This window comes from Umezakia ovalisporum Ak1311, assembly GCF_029891685.1.
GTDB lineage: Bacteria > Cyanobacteriota > Cyanobacteriia > Cyanobacteriales > Nostocaceae > Umezakia > Umezakia ovalisporum.
In genome coordinates, this window is sequence record NZ_JANQDJ010000003.1 from 48,276 (window position 1) to 68,375 (window position 20,100).

15 protein-coding genes, 1 tRNA gene and 1 riboswitch are annotated in these 20,100 nt (G+C 41.5%); of the genes, 7 read left to right on the plus strand and 9 right to left on the minus strand.

Translation table 11 applies throughout. The features are described from left to right. The first annotated feature begins 96 nt into the window (after positions 1-96). A tRNA-Ile gene (locus tag NWP25_RS00285) sits at positions 97-169 on the plus strand. 163 nt (positions 170-332) lie between these two features. After that, positions 333-932, plus strand: coding sequence for an orotate phosphoribosyltransferase (pyrE, locus tag NWP25_RS00290; protein WP_374912668.1), 600 nt, complete (start codon positions 333-335; stop codon positions 930-932). 63 nt (positions 933-995) lie between these two features. On the opposite strand, the gene NWP25_RS00295 is transcribed toward pyrE, so the two are convergent. The 3 genes from NWP25_RS00295 to thiC all read right to left on the minus strand — a co-directional run bounded on the left by NWP25_RS00295 (position 996) and on the right by thiC (position 4,099). Further along, positions 996-1,934 carry a DNA-methyltransferase gene (locus NWP25_RS00295; protein ID WP_280657024.1) on the minus strand — a complete coding sequence of 313 codons (939 nt, stop codon included), beginning with the start codon at positions 1,932-1,934 and terminating at the stop codon, positions 996-998. A 512-nt stretch (positions 1,935-2,446) separates the two neighbouring features. Next, the gene (locus NWP25_RS00300) at positions 2,447-2,614 is read right to left on the minus strand and encodes a PCP reductase family protein (protein ID WP_280657025.1); all 168 of its coding nucleotides are present in this window, start codon (positions 2,612-2,614) and stop codon (positions 2,447-2,449) included. A 111-nt stretch (positions 2,615-2,725) separates the two neighbouring features. Further along, positions 2,726-4,099 carry a phosphomethylpyrimidine synthase gene (thiC, locus tag NWP25_RS00305; RefSeq protein WP_280650627.1) on the minus strand — a complete coding sequence of 458 codons (1,374 nt, stop codon included), beginning with the start codon at positions 4,097-4,099 and terminating at the stop codon, positions 2,726-2,728. Positions 4,100-4,105: 6 nt separating this feature from the next. Beyond that, a riboswitch (TPP riboswitch) is annotated at positions 4,106-4,202 on the minus strand. Between the two features lie 166 nt (positions 4,203-4,368). Here thiC and NWP25_RS00310 point away from each other — a divergent pair. From NWP25_RS00310 to NWP25_RS00320, 3 genes are all read left to right on the plus strand, one after another. After that, the gene (locus NWP25_RS00310; protein WP_280650628.1) at positions 4,369-4,998 is read left to right on the plus strand and encodes an rRNA large subunit pseudouridine synthase E; all 630 of its coding nucleotides are present in this window, start codon (positions 4,369-4,371) and stop codon (positions 4,996-4,998) included. A 221-nt stretch (positions 4,999-5,219) separates the two neighbouring features. Beyond that, positions 5,220-7,205 carry a serine/threonine phosphatase gene (locus NWP25_RS00315; RefSeq protein ID WP_280698628.1) on the plus strand — a complete coding sequence of 662 codons (1,986 nt, stop codon included), beginning with the start codon at positions 5,220-5,222 and terminating at the stop codon, positions 7,203-7,205. A gap of 94 nt (positions 7,206-7,299) precedes the next feature. Then, entirely contained in the window at positions 7,300-8,553 is a 1,254-nt protein-coding gene (locus tag NWP25_RS00320; protein WP_280650630.1) for an FHA domain-containing serine/threonine-protein kinase, read from the plus strand. Between the two features lie 30 nt (positions 8,554-8,583). Here the strand turns inward: NWP25_RS00320 and NWP25_RS00325 are convergent, their stop codons facing one another. The 5 genes from NWP25_RS00325 to NWP25_RS00345 all read right to left on the minus strand — a co-directional run bounded on the left by NWP25_RS00325 (position 8,584) and on the right by NWP25_RS00345 (position 13,860). After that, positions 8,584-8,802 carry a DUF4327 family protein gene (locus NWP25_RS00325; protein WP_280650631.1) on the minus strand — a complete coding sequence of 73 codons (219 nt, stop codon included), beginning with the start codon at positions 8,800-8,802 and terminating at the stop codon, positions 8,584-8,586. A 487-nt stretch (positions 8,803-9,289) separates the two neighbouring features. Continuing rightward, entirely contained in the window at positions 9,290-9,742 is a 453-nt protein-coding gene (gene dtd, locus NWP25_RS00330; RefSeq protein WP_280650632.1) for a D-aminoacyl-tRNA deacylase, read from the minus strand. Between the two features lie 9 nt (positions 9,743-9,751). Further along, a complete protein-coding gene (gene sppA / locus NWP25_RS00335) occupies positions 9,752-11,587 on the minus strand; it encodes a signal peptide peptidase SppA (protein WP_280650633.1) in 1,836 nt (611 codons plus the stop codon). 81 nt (positions 11,588-11,668) lie between these two features. Then, entirely contained in the window at positions 11,669-12,718 is a 1,050-nt protein-coding gene (gene fni, locus NWP25_RS00340; RefSeq protein WP_280650634.1) for a type 2 isopentenyl-diphosphate Delta-isomerase, read from the minus strand. A 104-nt stretch (positions 12,719-12,822) separates the two neighbouring features. Next, positions 12,823-13,860, minus strand: a complete 1,038-nt coding sequence (locus NWP25_RS00345; protein WP_280657030.1) for an AI-2E family transporter — start codon at positions 13,858-13,860, stop codon at positions 12,823-12,825. Positions 13,861-14,244: 384 nt separating this feature from the next. Here NWP25_RS00345 and NWP25_RS00350 point away from each other — a divergent pair, with 384 nt between their 5' ends. Further along, positions 14,245-15,444: a class I SAM-dependent methyltransferase gene (locus tag NWP25_RS00350; protein ID WP_280650636.1), complete on the plus strand. Its 1,200-nt coding sequence runs from the start codon at positions 14,245-14,247 to the stop codon at positions 15,442-15,444. Positions 15,445-15,806: 362 nt separating this feature from the next. Next, on the plus strand, positions 15,807-16,685 hold the full coding sequence (locus tag NWP25_RS00355; RefSeq protein ID WP_280652397.1) for an NAD(P)-dependent oxidoreductase: 879 nt from the start codon (positions 15,807-15,809) through the stop codon (positions 16,683-16,685). 43 nt (positions 16,686-16,728) lie between these two features. Here the strand turns inward: NWP25_RS00355 and NWP25_RS00360 are convergent, their stop codons facing one another. Beyond that, positions 16,729-19,851: an MFS transporter gene (locus NWP25_RS00360; protein ID WP_280698630.1), complete on the minus strand. Its 3,123-nt coding sequence runs from the start codon at positions 19,849-19,851 to the stop codon at positions 16,729-16,731. Positions 19,852-20,100 lie beyond the last annotated feature (249 nt).

Consider the following 20,100-nt stretch of genomic DNA (forward strand, 5'->3'; position numbering starts at 1 on the left):
CAATACTAGTTTGCACTATTTCCGAGGAAATATGTACTATAAATATCTAAGTTGAGTACACACAATCGGCAAAATTACGCTACAATGGCATTTAAACCAGGGTTGGCCGAGCGGTTGAGGCAGCGAACTCATAATTCGCCCAAGGCAGGTTCAACTCCTGCACCCTGGATTCTCTAACTCCTGACCCAAGACTCCATTCAAGGCCATCTTGTATGTACTTGAGTTTTTGCCTTTGGGTAAATATTAACTTATGCTAGTTCAGAACTCTCATCAGTTCCACCTTTGGTGTAACACAACTGTGCCTGTTTTGTAATACGGATACTACTGTAACCTTGACGAAATCAAATATTTGTGCAGCCACTGCTGATTTAACCACCCTCCACCAGCAGCTACTAGATTTATTTTGCCAACTCGCTTATCAAGAGGGTAATTTTATCCTTTCTTCTGGACAAAGCAGTTCTTACTACATTAACGGTAAGCAGGTAACACTCCACCCCCAAGGGGCTTTAGCTATTGGTCGCATTCTCTTATCCTTATTACCTACAGATACCCAAGCTGTAGCAGGTTTAACATTGGGTGCAGACCCGATCGTGTCGGCTGTGAGTGTAGTTTCGGCTTATGAAAATCGCCCCATACCAGCCCTGATCATTCGTAAAGAAGCTAAAGGTCATGGTACAAGGGCATATATAGAAGGGCCTAATTTGCCAGAAGGCGCAAAAGTCATGGTTTTAGAAGATGTAGTCACTACAGGGAAATCAGCCATGAAAGCCGTTGAGCGTCTTCGCGAAGCTGGTTATACAGTTGATACTGTAATTTCACTTGTAGATAGACTACAAGGAGGGGCTGAGTTTTACCAGTCTGTGGGGTTGAACTTTCAGGCGGTGTTCACAATTGCTGATATTCAACAACGATATCAAGAGTTAGCTCAGTAGTTCGGGAATTAGGGTCACCCTGGGACTCTCCCTAATCTGCATAATTGATCATATGTTTTACCCTCATCTGATAGAATCCCTTCGTTCTGCATTTTTACGATCAAAGGCTATCCATTGTTCTTTAGTCATGGGAAGGACATTTTCTAATCGTTTAGTTGCCCAATAGTTATACTCAACACTGAGATCACATCCCATCCAATAACGATTAAGTTGTTCTGCAACTACGATAGTTGTTCCTGATCCTGAAAATGGATCAACAATCAAATTTCCTTTTTCAGAAGATGCAAGCACGAATTTTCTGATCAATTCTTCTGGCTTTTGAGTTGGATGGGGTGTTTTCTCACCCATACCATTACAAGTAGTAGGAATCTCAATTACATCTTTAGGCTTCGCACCTTTTGGGTGAGGTGTCCAGCTATTGTGTTTCTTCGTTGTTCCTTTTCCGTAGGCGCTTGTTTCTGCTTGTGGGTGAGAGGGATATTTTAATGTATGTGCACCATAAGGAATTCGCACATCATCAATGTTGATTTTAACAAAATCAGATTTACGAAAATGAATAATACTTTCATGGGAACGTCCCCAATCATGACCTAAGTTAGCTTTATTTTTGTAATGCCAAATTAACCAACGACAACTGTTAAAATACTTTGATGCAGGATACTTTAAATCAGCTAGTATTTCCGAAAAACCACAAACATAAAGAGAGCCAGTAGACTTAAGAATACGTGAAGCTTCACTAATCCATTGAATAGACCAATCAATATATTCCTCTTGATTCTCAAAATTATCCCATGCAGCTTTTTTAATATTATAAGGTGGGTCAGCAAAGACCAAATCAACAGTTTCAGATTCAAGGGACGCCAGCCAATCTATTGAATTACCTTGATAAAGTTTTCCGTGAGGATGTGTGTATTGCAGTTGAAATCCTTTGGTTAAAGGTTGTAATTCTTTTTGACTGGCGTGTTGCTCTACAACTCCAATATTTGAAGAGTGTTCTACCATGTTTAATGAACTGTTAGAACTGTTCACTTTTAGCCAGCCTCGATGTTTAAATAAACAACTATAATTAGATTGTATTATAAACAAGCTAAATACACTTACTTTTATTTCATTGCCAAGCGATCGCCCAAGGCATCATACTTTGTCAGTTTGACACTTTTAGCATAGGCGATCGCCCATTATTCACACAGTATTTGAGAGGATATTCGCGGTAGTATTGACAGGTAAGCAGTTCTGGAAATATCCCATTTTAATTTTCCTCTGTCGGCTAAAACTTCTAACAGATTATTTTTAAATAGATATCTCATATCAAAACAATTTAATTACTTAAACCATATTACAGATAAATAAACTACACAAATGAATAATAAAAATCTTGTACTACCCACATATTTACTCTACAGGTATACCTCACCCAGGTGAAATCCGCCGTATCATAAACACTCATAAAAACTCTTTGCGACCATGCGTGAGATTGAACTGTAGTTGTGCTACAAATCATATTAGTTAAAATTCTAGTTAAATTGTTTTTTAACCAGTTCGTAAACTTCCAGAGTAATTAAAAATATACTATTCTCTCCAGCATAAGTTTCAATTTTTTTGCGGGCAAAGGGACGGACAAAAAAAGGAATTTCCTTGAGTTTAGCCTCAGCTTCAGCAGTCCATTTAATTGCTTCACTCATTGATTTTTAGGATTTAACTTGAATATCAGAATTTGGTTTGGTGCACAGTTAACCTCGACACCAATATCGTTACTGGGTTGCACCCAGCAACGATATTTAATGATAGTTGACTTAACCCTGACCTACAGGTTCCTTCGCCAAGAACTTCTCAAGTTCAGTCAAAGCATCAGCATCAACTTTGGTTTGCATCGGACAGAACTTAGGACCACACATAGAACAAAACTCAGCAGTTTTATAAATATCTGCTGGTAGAGTTTCATCGTGATATTCCTTAGCCCTTTCCGGGTCTAAAGCCAACTCAAACTGACGATTCCAATCAAAGTTATAACGGGCTTTAGAAAGTTCATCATCTATGTCTCTTGCACCGGGGCGATGTCTAGCAATATCCGCAGCATGAGCCGCTATTTTATAAGCAATCAAACCATTGCGCACATCTTCAGCATTCGGTAAACCCAAATGTTCTTTAGGTGTGACATAACAGAGCATAGCTGTACCATACCAGCCAGCCATAGCTGCCCCAATGGCGGAGGTAATATGGTCATAACCGGGAGCAATATCTGTTACCAAAGGTCCCAACACATAGAAAGGTGCTTCTGAACACTCTTCCATTTGTTTGCGGACATTGAACTCAATTTGATCCATTGGTACGTGTCCAGGTCCTTCGACCATCACCTGTACATCATCTTCCCAAGCCTTGCGGGTTAGCTGTCCGAGGGTTTTAAGTTCTGCCAATTGTGCAGCATCTGAGGCATCATGAGTACAGCCAGGACGGAGGGAATCTCCCAAACTGAAGGAAACATCGTATCTTTTGAAAATATCAATGATGTCTCGAAAGTGGGTATATAGAGGGTTTTGTTTGTGGTGGTGTAGCATCCACCGCGCCAAAATACCACCACCACGGGACACAATACCAGTAATACGGTTTTTCACCAAAGGTAAATGTTCAATTAAAATCCCGGCGTGGATAGTTTGATAATCTACACCTTGTTGGGCGTGTTTTTCAATAATGTTAAGAAAGTCATCGGCGGTGAGATTTTCAATTTTGCCGTGGACACTTTCCAAAGCTTGGTAAACTGGTACTGTGCCAATGGGAACAGATGAGGCATTAATAATAGCAGTGCGAATTTCATCTAAGTTACCACCACCTGTGGACAAATCCATCACGGTATCAGCACCATATTTCACGGCGAGATTTAACTTATCTACTTCTTCTTGAAGATTGGAAGAGTTGGGAGAAGCGCCAATATTAGCATTGACTTTACATTTAGAAGCGATGCCAATGCACATCGGTTCCAGGTTAGTGTGATTAATGTTAGCGGGAATAATCATCCGTCCCCGCGCCACTTCTTCACGAATGAGATCAGCAGGTAGATTTTCCCGCTTGGCCACATAGCACATTTCTTCAGTAAGAACACCCTGGCGTGCGTAATGCATTTGAGTTACATTACTTTGTCCGTGACGCTTGGCAACCCATTCTGTCCGCATATTGAATTCCTCGATAAACAGCTTCCCTCCGCTGGTATTAGCCAGACTCAGGTGTTAAGGGTGTGATCTCAGCCTGAATGTTCAGGCACCCCTAGCATGAGTGAAATTGTACCACCCCGGTTAGTAATACGGGTGGGAATGTTAATCATTTATGAGTTAAATTATTAGTTTTTGAGGATGGTTGTCCTCAATGTTTGGGAATTTTTCTCACAGGTCGGGGCCCAGGTCAATGGAATTAAAATTGACTTATGAGCAACAACTAACAACTAATGGCTAACCATTATCGATATATTCTTTTTTATAAACCCTATGGAGTTCTGAGTCAATTTACCCAGGAAACATCTAAACATAATACCCTAAAGGATTATATCCCGGTTCCCGATGTTTATCCTGTGGGACGTTTAGATTGGGATAGCGAAGGTTTATTATTATTGACCAATGATGGACAATTGCAACATCGCCTCGCTCATCCCTGTTTTGGACATCAACGCACTTACTGGGTGCAAGTAGAGGGTATTCCTAGTGCAGATGCTCTCAACAAGTTACAAATGGGTGTGGAAATTCAAAATTACCGCACTCAACCAGCGCAAGTAAGATTGTTTTTAGAACATCCCCATCTTCCTGAACGTAACCCGCCAATTAGATTTCGCAAGAGTATCCCTACGTCTTGGTTAGAAATGACATTGACTGAAGGAAAAAATCGTCAAGTGCGGCGAATGACTGCGACTGTAGGATTTCCTACGTTGCGATTAGTCAGGGTCAGCATAGCCCATCTCAATCTCAATGGTTTACAGCTGGGTCAGTGGCGTCACCTTATGCCCTCAGAACTCAAATTGTTGCATAGTTTGCCTAAAAAGTACAAACAACTATCTAGGGCTATTACTACCAGGGTAAAGTGAAGCTAGAATTCTTCACCTTGACTCAGGGCAATGAGAAGAAAAGTTGGCTGCCATCATTTAAAAGATTAGCCTAATGTAACTCATAATTAATTCTGCTACCAAAAATCATTGGCTAAACCAGGATTTATTGTACTTTTACTCTAGGCAGGGGCTACTAATTGTGGCACTTTGGATATTAGTGACTAGAAGCAGCTTGGAACGGGAATGAAGGAACTTCCACTATGCTGATGTGCCCTCAGTGTAAATTTGAAAACCCCAGTGCTAACAAATTCTGTCAAAGCTGTGGTGCGTCCCTGACCCATAAGGTTTGCCCAGAGTGCAGTACCGAAGTGCCTGTAAATGCACAACTTTGTCATAACTGTGGGGCTGAGTGCGGGACAGTTTGGCAGGCAATTATCACTAAATCTGAGACTGGGAACTGCGAACTGAGAATTGGGAATGAAAAAGAACACAGGACTAAAGAACAAGATGTTCCAGAAACCGCCTATACTTCGGCTATCTCTTTATTACAACTGACAATAGGTTCTTATTTAGACCCAAAACAACGTTATCAACTGCTAGAATCGCTACCAGATGTAAAGGAAAATATCTCCAATGCGGAAATATCGGTGAAAGTCTTGGACTGTCAGCCATACCAAATATCGCCGATTGAGGTCATGCTAGCCAATGGGCAACAGCCATCAGTTGAACTCAGTGGAATTTCTCACCTTGCTCAGGCTTATATTATCTTGCAGTCCCCAAGTCACCCAAGCATACCAGCAATTCATGATGTCTGGCAACAGTATGATATGCAGGTGCTACTCATTGAAGACCGTTCAGATTGGCAATATCTACTTGACTTATGGCAAGCTGAAACAACCTCTACCTTACAAATCCTAGACTGCATGTATCGGATGACAAAACTCTGGACTTTATTAGAAACAGTAAATTGTCGTCAAAGCTTGTTGGATTTGTCCAATCTGCGCTTAGATCAAGACCAAACACTAGCACTACAGCGCTTATATGTAGAATCAATCAATCAACAGCCGAATATGGCATGCTCTCGAGAGGGTCAAGGAAAAATACTTGCCAGAAAGCCTTTAACAATTAAAGCATTGGGTCAAGTTTGGCAGACACTATATAGACAGTCCCAATGCACTCAATTTGGTTCCATAATAAACGTTTTAGAAGATTTGGAATCAGATAAAATTCAGACAGTTGAGCAGTTGCGATGGCGTATAGAAGAAATCGCTACTGAATTAGAAACACCCATGATGACAACTTCTGATCCGATGGAAGAAACAAGTACCACTGCACCCACGATTTTGCAGTTAGATGATTTAGAAGATGTTTCTGGCGACAAGGATAATGTACCAACTATTGTACTCTCAATGCAATTGAGTAGTTTGGATGATGCCGGACTCACTGATGTAGGTAGTCAACGCAATCACAATGAGGACTCCTTTGGTATTGACACAAAAATTTACAAGCAGGAATTGCCCCATAAGCGTGTTGTACAAGCCCGTGGTTTGTATATTCTCTGTGATGGTATGGGTGGGCATGCAGGGGGTGAGGTAGCAAGCGAGTTGGCTGTTACTACTCTCAGGGAATATTTTGCTCAACATTGGATTAGTGACCAAATACCGAGCCAAAATATGCTCTATGAGGCAGTATATTTAGCTAATGAAGCAATTTATGAGGTAAATCAACAAGAATCTCGTGCGGGTATCAATCGCATGGGCACTACGTTGGTTATGCTCTTAATTCAAGGTACTCAAGCAGCAGTGGCCCATGTGGGAGATAGTCGCCTTTACCGCTTCACACACCAGCAGGGATTAGAACAAATCACTGTAGATCATGAAGTAGGTCAACGAGAAATTTATCGGGGAGTGGAGCCTAGCATAGCCTATGCTCGTCCAGATGCCTATCAATTAACTCAAGCCTTGGGTCCTCGTGATCAAAACTCGGTTTATCCCGATGTAGAATTTCTCGAGATTACTGAAGATAGCCTTTTCATCCTGGTATCGGATGGTTTATCGGATAATGAATTATTGGAAATTCATGGCAAGAATCTTTTGGTTCCCCTACTAAGTTCTGGTGCTAATTTGGAACAGGGAGTTACAGAATTAATTGATTTAGCTAACCAATATAATGGTCACGACAATATTACTGCTATAATTGTTCGGATTAAACTTTGCCCAAATTATGGGGAATCACATAACAGTTAAAAATACATATAAAATACATAAAAAGTGGGAAGTCGTGAACTATTTCCCCACCTCCAATTCTAAAACCTAATTTTCAGTTCATGCAGGTCCTATTGTGGTTATTCTGACTCTGTTAGAACCGCAAAAAACGCCACTCCAGCAGTGGTACTTTGAAAATTCCTCCGTAATTCGCATTGGTCGCGCGGTGGATAATGATGTGGTTTTATCTGATAGTTTGGTTTCGCGGCACCACTTGGAACTGAGGCGAGTTAATTTTGCCAAAAATAAAAATGTTCCTTCTTGGCAGATGATTAGTCAAGGCACTAATGGCACTTTTGTAGACGGTATCCTTGTCCTTCAGTGTAATTTAGCGGATAATTGCTTGCTGCAACTGGCACAGGGAGGACCAATATTACAATTCCAATTGCAGGACATACCAGATACTTTAAAGCTATCGCCTCAAGGTAGCGAGGCGAAAGAAAACACATGGGCTAATTTAGCCTACGGTTGCAATCACGAAGGCAATTCACCGAACAATCTATTTTGTATTCATTGCGGTCAACCTCTTTCAGTTCAACAAAAAATTCGCCAATATCAGGTATTACGAACTTTAGGACAGGGAGGTATGGGTACTACTTATCTGGCTTGGCATGCAGCAGGTGGAATTGAAGGAAAACCACAGTTGTTGGTTTTAAAACAAATGAATGCTGACATGGCTAAAATTGCCAAAGCCCAAGAATTATTTAAACGGGAGGCGCATACTCTCAGATCCCTTCATCATTCGGGGATTCCCAAGTATTACGATTTTTTTGTAGTGGATGGCAAAAAATACTTGGCCATGGAATTGGTTCATGGACAGGATTTAGAAAAAAAAGTGTATGCCACTGGTCCTGTTACACCTAGCCAGGCCATCGATTGGATGATTCAAACCTGCGACATATTACAATATCTCCACAGCCAAAACCCACCACTAATACACCGTGATATCAAACCAGCTAACCTGATGGTGCGGAATTCGAATAATCGGATAGTAGTGTTGGATTTTGGCGCTGTCAAGGAAATTGGGACTACACCAGGCACTCGGATTGGTGCAGAGGGTTACTGCGCCCCCGAACAAGAACGCGGAAAACCCTTAACTCAATCTGATTTGTATGCCATCGGGCCAACCTTGATTTTTCTGCTCACAGGCGAAAATCCTTTCAAGTTTCATCGTTACCGAGGACAAACTTCCAGGTTTGATTTGGCTAAGATGCCCACAATTACTCCTAAACTAAGAGAAGTTATTGAGCGGGTTACCCAGCATTTGCCCCGCGATCGCTACCAAAATGCTCAAGAACTGGCCATAGCACTAGCTGATTGCCAAGTATAAAGAATGAGGAGTAGTGATTGTCATAATTACTTACTCTTCGTCCCAAGCTTCCACTTCTAGCAATTCACCTATTGGATCTTGCATACTAAAGCCGAAGTCTTGTAGTTCTTGTTTCCAATGCTGCCAGTCATTGCCATAAAGCAATGCGATTTTCCAAATGCTGTCAGTTGGTTTGATAATATTCGATTCGATGAGTGATTGCACGTTACGTTGCAATTTCACCATTGGGTGAATCACTTGCTGAGTCATAGCCTCGATTCAATTCAGATTTTGTTTGGTAAATACTTAATTAAAACCGCTTTCCGTTTGGCAATTTTTATCGATGCGTGGAGTATTGTAGTTGGTAAAGCTAGTCTTAACTTCCTAACTATACCACAACAAAGTCCACTATTTGGGGAGACAATTCGGTTTTGTACGGTAATCACCACTACATAACTGAAATTCTACCGAGTATTCATCGTGGATGCTATACAGGAAAGCTAGTAGCCGGAAACATCACATAAAAATTCTGATGGGGACGACCTGTAAATTTTTTGGTTTTGTAGTCAACAGAATCTTTGTAATTATTAAAAGACCATATAACCTGGGGATGCTCTAGGATTCCTGCGCAATCGCACAAGAAAATTGATTACGCATATTTGATCCTTATATACATTATCGCAAACATATAGAATTAAACGAACTTCTAAGAAATCTTTATAAAATTTTATTTTTACCTTCAAAGATTAATGTGCTGCTATTTTGCTGCTTTCTCCAATAACAAGGTCACAGGTCCATCATTTTCGATGCTAACTTGCATGATTGCACCAAATTGACCGGTAGCTACCTGCAAACCACTGATTTGCAACTTGCTAACAAAGCGATTGTATAGTTCTTCGGCTAATTGTGGGTTAGCGGATTGGTCAAAAGAGGGGCGGCGACCTTTGCGACAGTGGCCATAAAGAGTAAATTGACTGATTACCAACAAGTCACCCCCAATTTCTTGGACAGATTTTTGCCATTTGTCATTGTCTTCTGTACCGGGAAACAGCCTTAATTCTAGACATTTACGCACCATCCAATCGAGTTCAGCATCAGTATCGGTGTGGGCAATTCCTACTAGTAAATTGAGTCCCTGTCCAATTTTGCCGATAATTTTCCCGTTAACAGTAACCTGGGATGATTTTACTCGCTGGATAACAACGCGCATATAAACAACCTACTCAAGCCTAAAGTTGAAGGGTAAACGGGTGTAAATCCCAGAAGGATCGTTCATTTTTTGCAGAATAACTAATTCCTGTTTGAGTTTCTGGAATTCCGCCATCAGTGGATTCCATGGTTCAACTGGTACTCTAATAATTGGTACGATGTTACTGATTTCTTGACCAGCCAATCCAAAAAAGCGTTCTTCTAAGCTGGTGACTTTGGGGTACTCTTGCAATTGCCAATTGTTGCCTAGTTTAGCTTCCTTGACGGCATATTCAATAGCAGCATTCATACCACCCATTTCATCCACCAAACCAATTTTTTGGGCTTCTTTCCCTGACCAAACTCGTCCTTGGGCAATTTCTGCCACTTTTGCTGGTGGTATTTTCCGACCTTGAGCAACTTTATCCAGGAATAAATTATAAATGCGGTCAACACCGCGCTGATAAATTGCTAACTCTTGGGGTGATTTTGGGCGCGTCAAGGTTTGACTGTCGGCATAACGTGCAGTTTTTACCATATCCCAAGTGATACCATTATCATTAGCTAGTTTTTGTCCATTAAATAGCACCCCGAACACGCCTATAGAACCTGTAACTGTGGTTGGTTTAGCAAAAATGCGGGTGGAGTCGCTAGCAATCCAGTAACCACCAGAAGCAGCAACATCACCCATTGAAACTACAACAGGTTTTACTTTGTGAGTCAGTTGTACTTCTCGCTGCATCACCTCGGATGCAGTAGCGCTACCTCCAGGAGTATTAATTCGCAAGACAATTGCTTTAACGTCGTTATCTTGGCGTAGTCGATTAAAGATTTTAGCAAAGCGATCGCCTCCTATTTGCCCATTTTCGCCTTTACCATCGACAATTTCACCTTCAGCATAAACCACAGCAATTTGATTTTTAGAGTTGCGTCCTGCACCGGGGGATTTACCAGATAATTGAGCATAGTTACTGAGATTAATTTGGCGGAAAGTACCTTCTTTCTCATGGCTAGCTGTCAATTTTTTCAGTTCAGTAACTACCTGATCCAGGTATGCTACCTGATCCACCAAACCTCTAGCTTTGGCTTCACTCGCCGTCAGTAACCCCTGACTATCTGCGATCGCTTGCAGCTGTTGAGGAGTAATTTTGCGACTAGAACTGACCGTAGTTCGCCAATTTCCCCAAATATCGTTGAGTAATTGTTGTATTTGTCGGCGATTTTCAGGACTCAACTCTTTTTGGATCAATGGTTCAATTGCGCCTTTAAATTTGCCCACTCGTACAGTTTGAACACCAATCCCGAACTTTTCTAAAGCCCCCGCCAGAAATATCGGTTGGATACTTAAACCCTTGACTTCCATCAAGCCTATAGGATTAAGGATGATCCTATCCGCTACCGAACTCAGGTAATATTCCTTTTCCCCCAAACCCACGCCATAGGCGATAATCTTTTTTCCAGATTTGCGGAATTTTTCCAGCGCCTGGCGCATTTCTGTCAAGGAAGCAAAACCAATGCTACTCAGTGGTGTTGTATTTGTTGCATCTAAGTAAATACCGACAATCCGCGGATCAACCCTAGCTTTTTCCAAAGTATCGAGAACGCTGCGGAGTGTCATACTTTGCTCTTGTGCGCCTGATAATGCTCGTTGCAGGAGTTCGCTAGACTCAGGCGCTTTATCGGTAATGTTCATTGACAAGTCAAAAACCACAACTGACTTATCTTTCACTTCTAGAGTAGTATCTCTGGAAGTGGTAACAGCAAATAACAACAACAAGAGTCCTGTTATGCTGACACCGAAGAAAATCATCAGTCCTATTACAGTACCTAGTAAACTGGCAAAAGTTTGTTTAAAAAAATTACGCATTTTAGTTGTTTAGCATCATCCGTCAGAAGTCGTACGTCTTAATTCATAAGGGGATGTAGGATGAATGGCAGCGCCATTAACTCATTGTATTCGTTGTAAACTTTTGGAGTTTTGTAAATTATTTAATGTAGGATTACCAGTGCAAAATAGTACAGTCGTTATTTCTGCAATTAACACATTAACTAAATCATACAATGCTGCTTCCGATTCAACTGCCGCTTGTAAGAAAGGCATAGCTAAACCAGCTAAATCTGCTCCTAGAGCGATCGCTTTTGCCACATCTAATCCGTGACGTAACCCCCCTGAAGCAACTAAGGGCACATCCGGAGCGATCGCCCGAATACTTGTGATACACTCTGCCGTAGGCAAACCCCAATCAGCAAAAGTCCTACCTAAGCGCTTCTGCAAGGGATTTTCTGCCCGTTCACTTTCTACCTTCGCCCAAGACGTACCACCCGCACCAGCCACATCAATGGCTGTGACTCCAGCAGCTAAAAGTTTTTCTGCCATTCCAGGCGAAATGCCATTGCCCACCTCCTTCGCAATCACCGGCACTGTTAACTTATTGCATAAACTGTAAATCCTGTCAAGTAATCCTCGAAAGTTAGTATCACCATTAGGCTGAATACACTCTTGTAATGGGTTAATGTGTAAAATCAGGGCATCAGCCGCCAAAATATCAATAATCCTGAGACATTCGTCCAAACCATACTTATAATTAAGTTGTACAGCGCCCAAGTTGGCAAATAACAAAATGTCCGGCGCGTACTTACGCATAGCGAAGGTATGAGCTAGTTGGGGTTTTTCCACCGCCACACGCTGAGAACCAACACCCATAGCAAGTTTGTGGTGTTGAGCGACTTCAGCTAGACGCTGGTTAATCATTGCAGCTTGTTCTGTTCCTCCAGTCATGGAAGAAATTAACAGTGGTGCTGCTAGGTATTTACCCAGGAAAGTAGTGCTGATATCAATATCTTCGAGGTTTAGTTCCGGTAAGCAGCAGTGGTTAAAGCGATAACGTTCTAATCCATTGCTAATTTGCTCAAATTGAACATCTTGTTCTAAACAGATCCGGATGTGATCCGCTTTGCGTGACTGGGTTTGTTCTGAATTGTTGCTAGGGGCGTTCACTGGTAAATATAACTTGGAGCGGTTGTGATCAGTATTATTACAGCTATAGGAACTTAATGGTGTAATCCCATGAGAATCCCTCGGTCTTCACAGGCAAGACTCAATTAACTTCCTCCCTGCATTTCTTCAATTTTAAACATACTAATCAATACTCCTGCTAGAGGAATGGATAGAAAAATTCCTACTAAACCTGCTACTCTTGCCCCTATTAATAATGCAAAGAACATAAACACTGGATTCATATTAATTGATCCTTGCATAATGCGGGGCATCAATAAATTTTCTTCTACTTGCTGAAGGATAATACAAGCAATGATGACTTGCACACTGAACCAAATTCCCTGAGGTAAAACAATCAGAGCAACTAAGATAATCCCAATTGTAGCGCCAATCCCAGGAATTAAATCAAACACCCCGGCGATAGCTGCTAAAAATAAAGCATAAGGCAGCTCCAGAAGAATAAATACAACAAATACAGAAATACCAAAAAATAAAGATAACAACAAACGACCCCAGAAAAAACCTAAAAAGTTTTGCTTTACTGCTAAAGTCAGCTTTTCACGAACATTAGGAGCAAAACCTTTGACAACAAAATCCCAAACTTTTTTACCATCGAGCAACATAAAAAAAGCCACAACTGCAATCAAAATTAAATCAACCAAATTACTTAATAAAACTTGAAATATTAGCCATCCCGTACCAATCCCTGATAAAATTTGATTACGTAACTCCTCTTGAATTAATTGAAAATTGACCTTCAAATTAAATTTAATCAGAATATTTTGTAGTGTGTTTAATAAAGAAATAACATAATCAACAAATTGAGGCGCTTGTTCAAGTAATTGTTGAAATTGAGATAATATAGCAAAACCCAGAGTTGCCATTAATCCGCCCAAAACCAGCAGACTGGATAAAAAAACTATAATAACTGCAATACCATGTGGTAAAAAACGTTCACACCACTTCACTGGATAACTCAGCAAAAATGCCAAAATTGCAGCAAATATAAAAATAACAATCACAGTGGAAAAATAAGCGAAAACTTGCACAATTGCCCAACCCAGAGCTAAAAGTAATACATAGCGAATTAGCCTTATATTATTCAGTTTTTCCCAAAACCTTTTGATCCTTGGCTCATTCATATTTTAAATAAAATAGATAAAGTCCATATTATATCGACCTCTCATAACCCTCCATCCCTGCTCAGGATAATTTTTTTAGTTAATTGAAAATAATTTTATTATTTTGCCTTAATTCAGAATGTGAAACCTCGTCAGTTACCGAAGATACAAAGTTTTGCCCTAGCTAGAGAATATTTTGACACCACCCACAGCTAGAAGCCGGAGGATTGTTGCTTCAAAAGGATTCCAAATCCTCATTTGTAAAGCCAGGGGCTTTGGCTCGTTTTACGGTAAAAAATCAAATCAATGCTAACTCATCTGCGAGATAGTAAATAAAAATACTTATATTATGTTTGAGTATGCTATAAGAATATGACTTGTTTACATCATGATCAGATTTTTTTCATGACTTCCAACCCAGCACTGTCTACAGCCATAGCCCATCATATTGCTACCAGTCCCCAAGGGCGAATTACTTTTGCTGAGTATATGGATATGGCTTTATATCACCCCGAACATGGTTACTATTCCAGTCATGCTGTGAAAATTGGATTTCAAGACAGTGATTTTTTTACCTCTGCGAATCTGAGTACTGACTTTGGCGAGTTACTGGCGGAACAATTTTTGCAGATGTGGAACATTTTAGCTCGTCCTGTCCCTTTTTGTTTAGTAGAAATGGGAGCAGGTCAAGGATTACTGGCTATGCACATCCTCAATTACTATCGGCTACACCACCCAGATTTTTTGGCAGCCATAGAGTATATAATTGTAGAGAAGTCCCCAGCATTTCAGCAAGAACAGCAACAACGCTTGCAAAGTTTTTCTGTACGTTGGTGCAACTTAACAGATATCGTCACAGACTCCGTTACCGGCTGCTTTTTTTCTAATGAATTGGTGGATGCTTTCCCAGTACATCAGTTTATTTTAGAAGCCGGGCAAATGCGGGAAGTTTATGTGACAACACGAGGAGATGAGTCTGAAAATTTATTTGTGGAAGTTACTGGAGAACTTTCCACACCCGAACTGCGAAAATACTTCGATTTAGTGGGAATTGATTTGTCTACTCGTAGTTATGAAGATGGCTATCGCAGCGAAATTAATTTAGCTGTTAGTGATTGGTTAAGTGTTGTAGCAGACCGCTTGCATCGGGGGTATGTGCTAACAATTGATTATGGCTACCCTGCCCATAGTTATTATCACCCCAGGCGATGGCAAGGAACTCTGCAATGTTACCACAAGCATCGCTACCACAGCAATCCGTACATCAACATTGGTAGGCAAGATATTACAGCCCATGTTGATTTTACAGCTTTGGAGCAATGGGGCGATCGCTTTGGTTTAGAGAAAATAGGGTTTATCCAGCAAGGCTTATTTTTAATGGCTTTGGGTCTAGGGGATTGGGCCGAGCGCACTGCCCTAGGCAATGGCATTGCTGGCATTTCTCGGCAACACACAGACATCTCAGAATTGCTGCAACGGCGACGAGCGTTACACCAGCTCATAGACCCTACAGAGTTAGGTGGGTTTGGAGTTTTAGTTCAAAGCAAAGGACTACACCAGAGGGAAATAGCTCAACCACTCAGGGGACTAACTCTACCAGAGTAAAGTTGAGAAAAGTTAAAACTCTCTTTAAAACACTTAGCTTACCCTGATATAGATTAGCATGACATTGAGCAAATAATTACTAATTTGTAATTCGTATTCACTACTGTGCTAACTCACACAAGAGGAAAGTATTAACTATGACAGCTAATGAAATTTTATTATTAGTAACATTACTCACCCCCGGTATCTTACTATCGGTGATAATTTTGGTCACCTTTGCGGCTGGGGGGTAATTTTTACTTAATCATCGGTGAACAGTTATTGCTGGACAGTGATAACTGTTCGACAAGCGTACAATTAAACAATGGAAACGCGATATCTACGACTGGCTACACCTAAGCTGTACCAAAGGAACGTAAAAAATGAAGGTGGCATTTCTGGGAACTGGACTCATGGGATTACCGATGGCTCAACGGTTGTTAACAGCTAATATCGAGCTAGTGGCCTACAACCGCACCCCAGAAAAATTAGCCCCACTACAGGCAGCTGGTGCGGAAATTGCCAAACATCCCCGCCAAGCAATTCGTGCTGGTGATTGCATTATTCTCATGCTGACTAATGCCGCAGCGATTTATCATGTTTTGCTTTCGGATACTTCTTGGCGCACTCTAGAAGGGCGCACTGTAATTCAAATGGGAACCATTACCTCCACAGAAAGCCAAGAAATTAGAGATGCCGTAATTGGTGGCGGTGGCGAGTATATAGAAGCTCCAGTATTAGGTAGTATTCCAGAAGCAAAAGCTGGCAAACTGATTGTTATGGTAGGGGCTGAACCTGAACAATATCAACGCCATTTAAAGTTACTGCAAAACTTTGGTGCAGAACCTTTACTGATAGGACCAGTGGGTTCGGCGGCTGGGGTAAAGTTGGCACTAAATCAACTTATTGCTTCCCTGACAACTAGCTTTGCTCTTAGCCTGGCTTTTATTGAGCGTCAAGGTATTGACATAGATGTGTTTATGCAAATCCTCCGCCAAAGTTCACTTTATGCCCCTACCTTCGACAAAAAGCTGAAACGAATGTTGGATGCCAATTATAGCAGCCCTAATTTTCCCACAAAACACTTACTCAAAGATACAGATTTGTTCATATCAGAGGCAAAATCACTGGGTTTGGATCTCGGTAGTATTGAAGCTGTGCGCCAAATTCTGCAAATGGCTATGAAAATGTCATTTGCTAATGATGACTACTCATCAATATTTTCTGCCATTAGCCAATGGGGAGAAGCAAGTGGGGAGTAAAGGGTTAGTCATTATTGAGCGACAATCCTTCCTCCCCGCCAACCTAGACTAAAACCACAGCGATCGCTCCTCCTAATGCCGAAAATACAGCTGAAACAAATGCTGTGGCAAACAACCACCAAGAAGCTGTGGCAGCTGCTTTGCGAGTTTCTTCTGCTTGCCGTTGTGCCTGGTGTTTGACCTCTTCTAAACGGCGTTGTGTTTCCTGTTGTAGGCGTTCTGCACGTTGTAATACTGTGTTGCGTGCTCGCTCAATTTGGTCAATCACTCGGTTGACATCTGCTCCAGAAATGTCCTCACGAGAACTCATAATCGCCACAAGAGTGTCGCGGTCAAAAGCAGACAGACGCTCGCGTAACGCTTCAAAGCCCGCCTGTGGATCTTCAAATAATGTGCGAATATCCCGCTTGATGCCATCATAGTTGAGTTCGGGGCGCTCCAAAGAGTTGAGATAGTTACGGATACGGGCAAAAATCCCTTCTATGACATCTTGAATTCGCCGTTGGATACCCTGTACTTGTTCTACAAATTGGTCACGAACCGACATGATATTATCCGCAATCATGGCTGCCTCTTCATCAGTCATATCTTCGCGAATTTTCAGCAAAGCAATCACTGTGGAACGGTCAAAATGTGCCAGGCGCTCCCCTAAACTTTCCATCCCCACCCGTGGATCATGCAACAATAATTGCAAATCCCGTTTTATACCTTCTGGATTCAGTTCTTCTTTACCAGTTTGTCGTAAATACTCTTCTAAATAAGCTTGGAATGTTGCCACTCTTTCCTGTGTGCGTGTAGCTAAACGACGAGGAGCACGGACAATATTACGAATCGAAGTTTGTATAGCATCAATAACTTCATTGACCTGCTCTTCAGTCAAATCTCGTCGTTGACTGAGTAATTTCACTAAGGTATCTCGGTCTACCTGAGACAAGCGACGGCGCAATGCTACAACACCCTCTCTTGGTTGTTGAAATAATCTGTTTAAATCCCGTTGAATGCCTTCAGGATTCAATTCTTCCTTGCCAGTATTGCGTAAGTAATCAGCGATGGTGGCGGTTACAGAGTCGTATTGTTCCTTAACGGTTTCTGTCAAAGCTTGAGGTGTATGGCGGATATTATGCCAAGATTCTTCCACAGCATCAATAATTTCATTAACTTGTTCTTCACTCAAATCTCGGCGTTGACTGAGTAATTTCACTAAGGTATCACGGTCAAAGCGAGCTAATCTAGCCCTGATGGCGATAATTCCCGATTGTGGATCTTCCAGCAACTTCTGCAGATCAGCGCGAATAGCATCAGGGTTTAACTCGCCCTTTCCTGTATTCCGCAAATATGATTCAATATTCAACCATAAGGTTTCTGCTTGATACTTGGCTTGCCCTGCTATTCCTTGAGATTCTATCAGGACGAGATCGCGCTGGTGTTCTAACTCGTTGAGAATTGGCTCTAGTTCTTCTGCTTCAATATCATTCCGTGCTAGCAATATCTCCCGCATTTCTTGGCGGTCAAATTGTGATAATCGCAGCGACAGAGTTTCATAATCTGCTTCTGGGTCTTCTAATAATAGCTTAAAGTTCTGCTCAATTCTTTCTGGAGTCAATTCTGCTTTATTGATCACAAGTAGATAACTTTCTACTCGGCGTTGTAAGTCTTGGGCAATTTCTCTTTCTTCCGAAGCAGTGACCAAAACTAATACCTCTTGCCGTACAGCTTCTAACTGGTCAGCAATGCGCTGGATTTGTCGTTGGGTCAGTAGTCCCCGTTGTTGCAGGGTATTCACGAAATCCTGACGAGAAACTCCCTCGATCTCTCTCCTGACTATACCAGGGTCTGCCGTTTGGTCATAGATAACATTACGAAATTCTGCGGCAATTCTTTCTGGACTCAATTGCCAAGCATAGGTATTGAGTAGGTAGTTTTCCACATCAGCCCGAATGGGGCTATAGGGTGCTGATGGTATTGGTAAACCCAGTTGATCAGCTTGTTCAATAGCTTTGTCTTTAGCCGTGATCAGCGATCGCCAAATCTTTTCTACATCAATATCAGATAAATCCGTCCTTCCCAAGGCAATTCCAGTCAGCGTGGTGATGACCTGTTGTAAAGTCTGTTGCATCACACCTGGTTGTTCTGGTGTTGCTACTCCTTTCTTAGAAGTGGGCATTTGTGCAATTAACCGATCCAATTTAGCATTGAGTTCATCTGTCTTCACTTGTCCTGGTGCAAGTGACTTGAGATGGTTGACTAACTCACCTAAATTTTCTGTTAAGGGTTGTTCCTGGCTAACTACCTGCTGCCAAACGTTGTATAGTATATCCGTTATCCGCTTTACCTCTCGTGGAGAAAGGTCGGTGCGACTGCTGACCAAATCCATAAACTTTTGGCGGTCAATATTGCCTAGGTCTGGACTAGTCGCAATGGCTTGTAATTGCGGATCTTTGAGTAAATTTTCAACATCCCTACCCACGTTGGATAAATCTAATTCTGGGGGACGTACCTGTTCTAAGTAATCTTCTATCTTTTCCCGAATACTAGTAAGGTCAACCCCATGGACTAATTCCCTACGCACTGCTGAAGCCGCAGCCTCAGCAGTTGCTACTACCTGCTGATTGACAGATCTAGCACCTAATGCAGCCGTAGCAGTTCCTATAATCGCCTGAAAACCAGAAGTAGCGGAATTCACCACCGAACCCACCACTGAACCCACGGTAGTCGAACTCACCCACACCAAAAGCAAAAAGTACGCACCCCAAATGACTAATCCCAGAATTGCACCCAACCTGGGATCTAAAACCAATAGACTTAACTTCACAGCCAAGAAGCAAGCAATTAATAAAGCAACCGTAACAGTAACTAATGTCCACAACCCCAGGGCTGTACCAATTTTGCGAATCGTACCACCGAAATTTCCCACTTCCCCAACAACTGCATTAGAGTCCGATGGACGACCCAAGTAGGAAATACCAGCCGCAACTGAGAGGTTAGTTAAAACTAATTGGAAAGCAAAAGCTAAAATCACACCGGAGATTAAAGCCACAAAAAAGCGCGGACCAGAATTGATAACTGATGCTTGCGCTGGCGTAATACTTGTGGGAACCACTGGAACCTGTGCCACCCACAATAGTGGCTTGTAAATTTCCAGGATGTTTTCCGTACATTGAAACATTATATTTCCTTCTTCTAAGTTTAGATTTGGGGAGAATGAGGAATTTCATCCGTAGCAAGTCAACATCTACATCTATTTATTCCTGTATCTATGGCAATACCAAATTTTTGCTCACTTTCAGAATCATGTAATTTAGCCATTTTACATATCCTTCTAAAGTTGGAAATTTATCTCTAACGCTAGAGATAAATTTAAGTTTTTAACGGTAAAATCTTTACTGAAATTATTCTTTATTACGTCAGTTAAAAT

What these genes read in the sequence shown, in the direction of transcription:
- NWP25_RS00295 (WP_280657024.1), bottom strand. Translation starts at nt 1,934, where the DNA reads ATGGTAGAACACTCTTCAAATATTGGAGTTGTAGAGCAACACGCCAGT.
- NWP25_RS00300 (WP_280657025.1), bottom strand. Translation starts at nt 2,614, where the DNA reads ATGAGTGAAGCAATTAAATGGACTGCTGAAGCTGAGGCTAAACTCAAG.
- thiC (WP_280650627.1), bottom strand. Translation starts at nt 4,099, where the DNA reads ATGCGGACAGAATGGGTTGCCAAGCGTCACGGACAAAGTAATGTAACT.
- NWP25_RS00310 (WP_280650628.1), top strand. Translation starts at nt 4,369, where the DNA reads ATGGCTAACCATTATCGATATATTCTTTTTTATAAACCCTATGGAGTT.
- NWP25_RS00315 (WP_280698628.1), top strand. Translation starts at nt 5,220, where the DNA reads ATGCTGATGTGCCCTCAGTGTAAATTTGAAAACCCCAGTGCTAACAAA.
- NWP25_RS00325 (WP_280650631.1), bottom strand. Translation starts at nt 8,802, where the DNA reads ATGACTCAGCAAGTGATTCACCCAATGGTGAAATTGCAACGTAACGTG.
- dtd (WP_280650632.1), bottom strand. Translation starts at nt 9,742, where the DNA reads ATGCGCGTTGTTATCCAGCGAGTAAAATCATCCCAGGTTACTGTTAAC.
- sppA (WP_280650633.1), bottom strand. Translation starts at nt 11,587, where the DNA reads ATGCGTAATTTTTTTAAACAAACTTTTGCCAGTTTACTAGGTACTGTA.
- NWP25_RS00345 (WP_280657030.1), bottom strand. Translation starts at nt 13,860, where the DNA reads ATGAATGAGCCAAGGATCAAAAGGTTTTGGGAAAAACTGAATAATATA.
- NWP25_RS00350 (WP_280650636.1), top strand. Translation starts at nt 14,245, where the DNA reads ATGACTTCCAACCCAGCACTGTCTACAGCCATAGCCCATCATATTGCT.
- NWP25_RS00355 (WP_280652397.1), top strand. Translation starts at nt 15,807, where the DNA reads ATGAAGGTGGCATTTCTGGGAACTGGACTCATGGGATTACCGATGGCT.
- NWP25_RS00360 (WP_280698630.1), bottom strand. Translation starts at nt 19,851, where the DNA reads ATGTTTCAATGTACGGAAAACATCCTGGAAATTTACAAGCCACTATTG.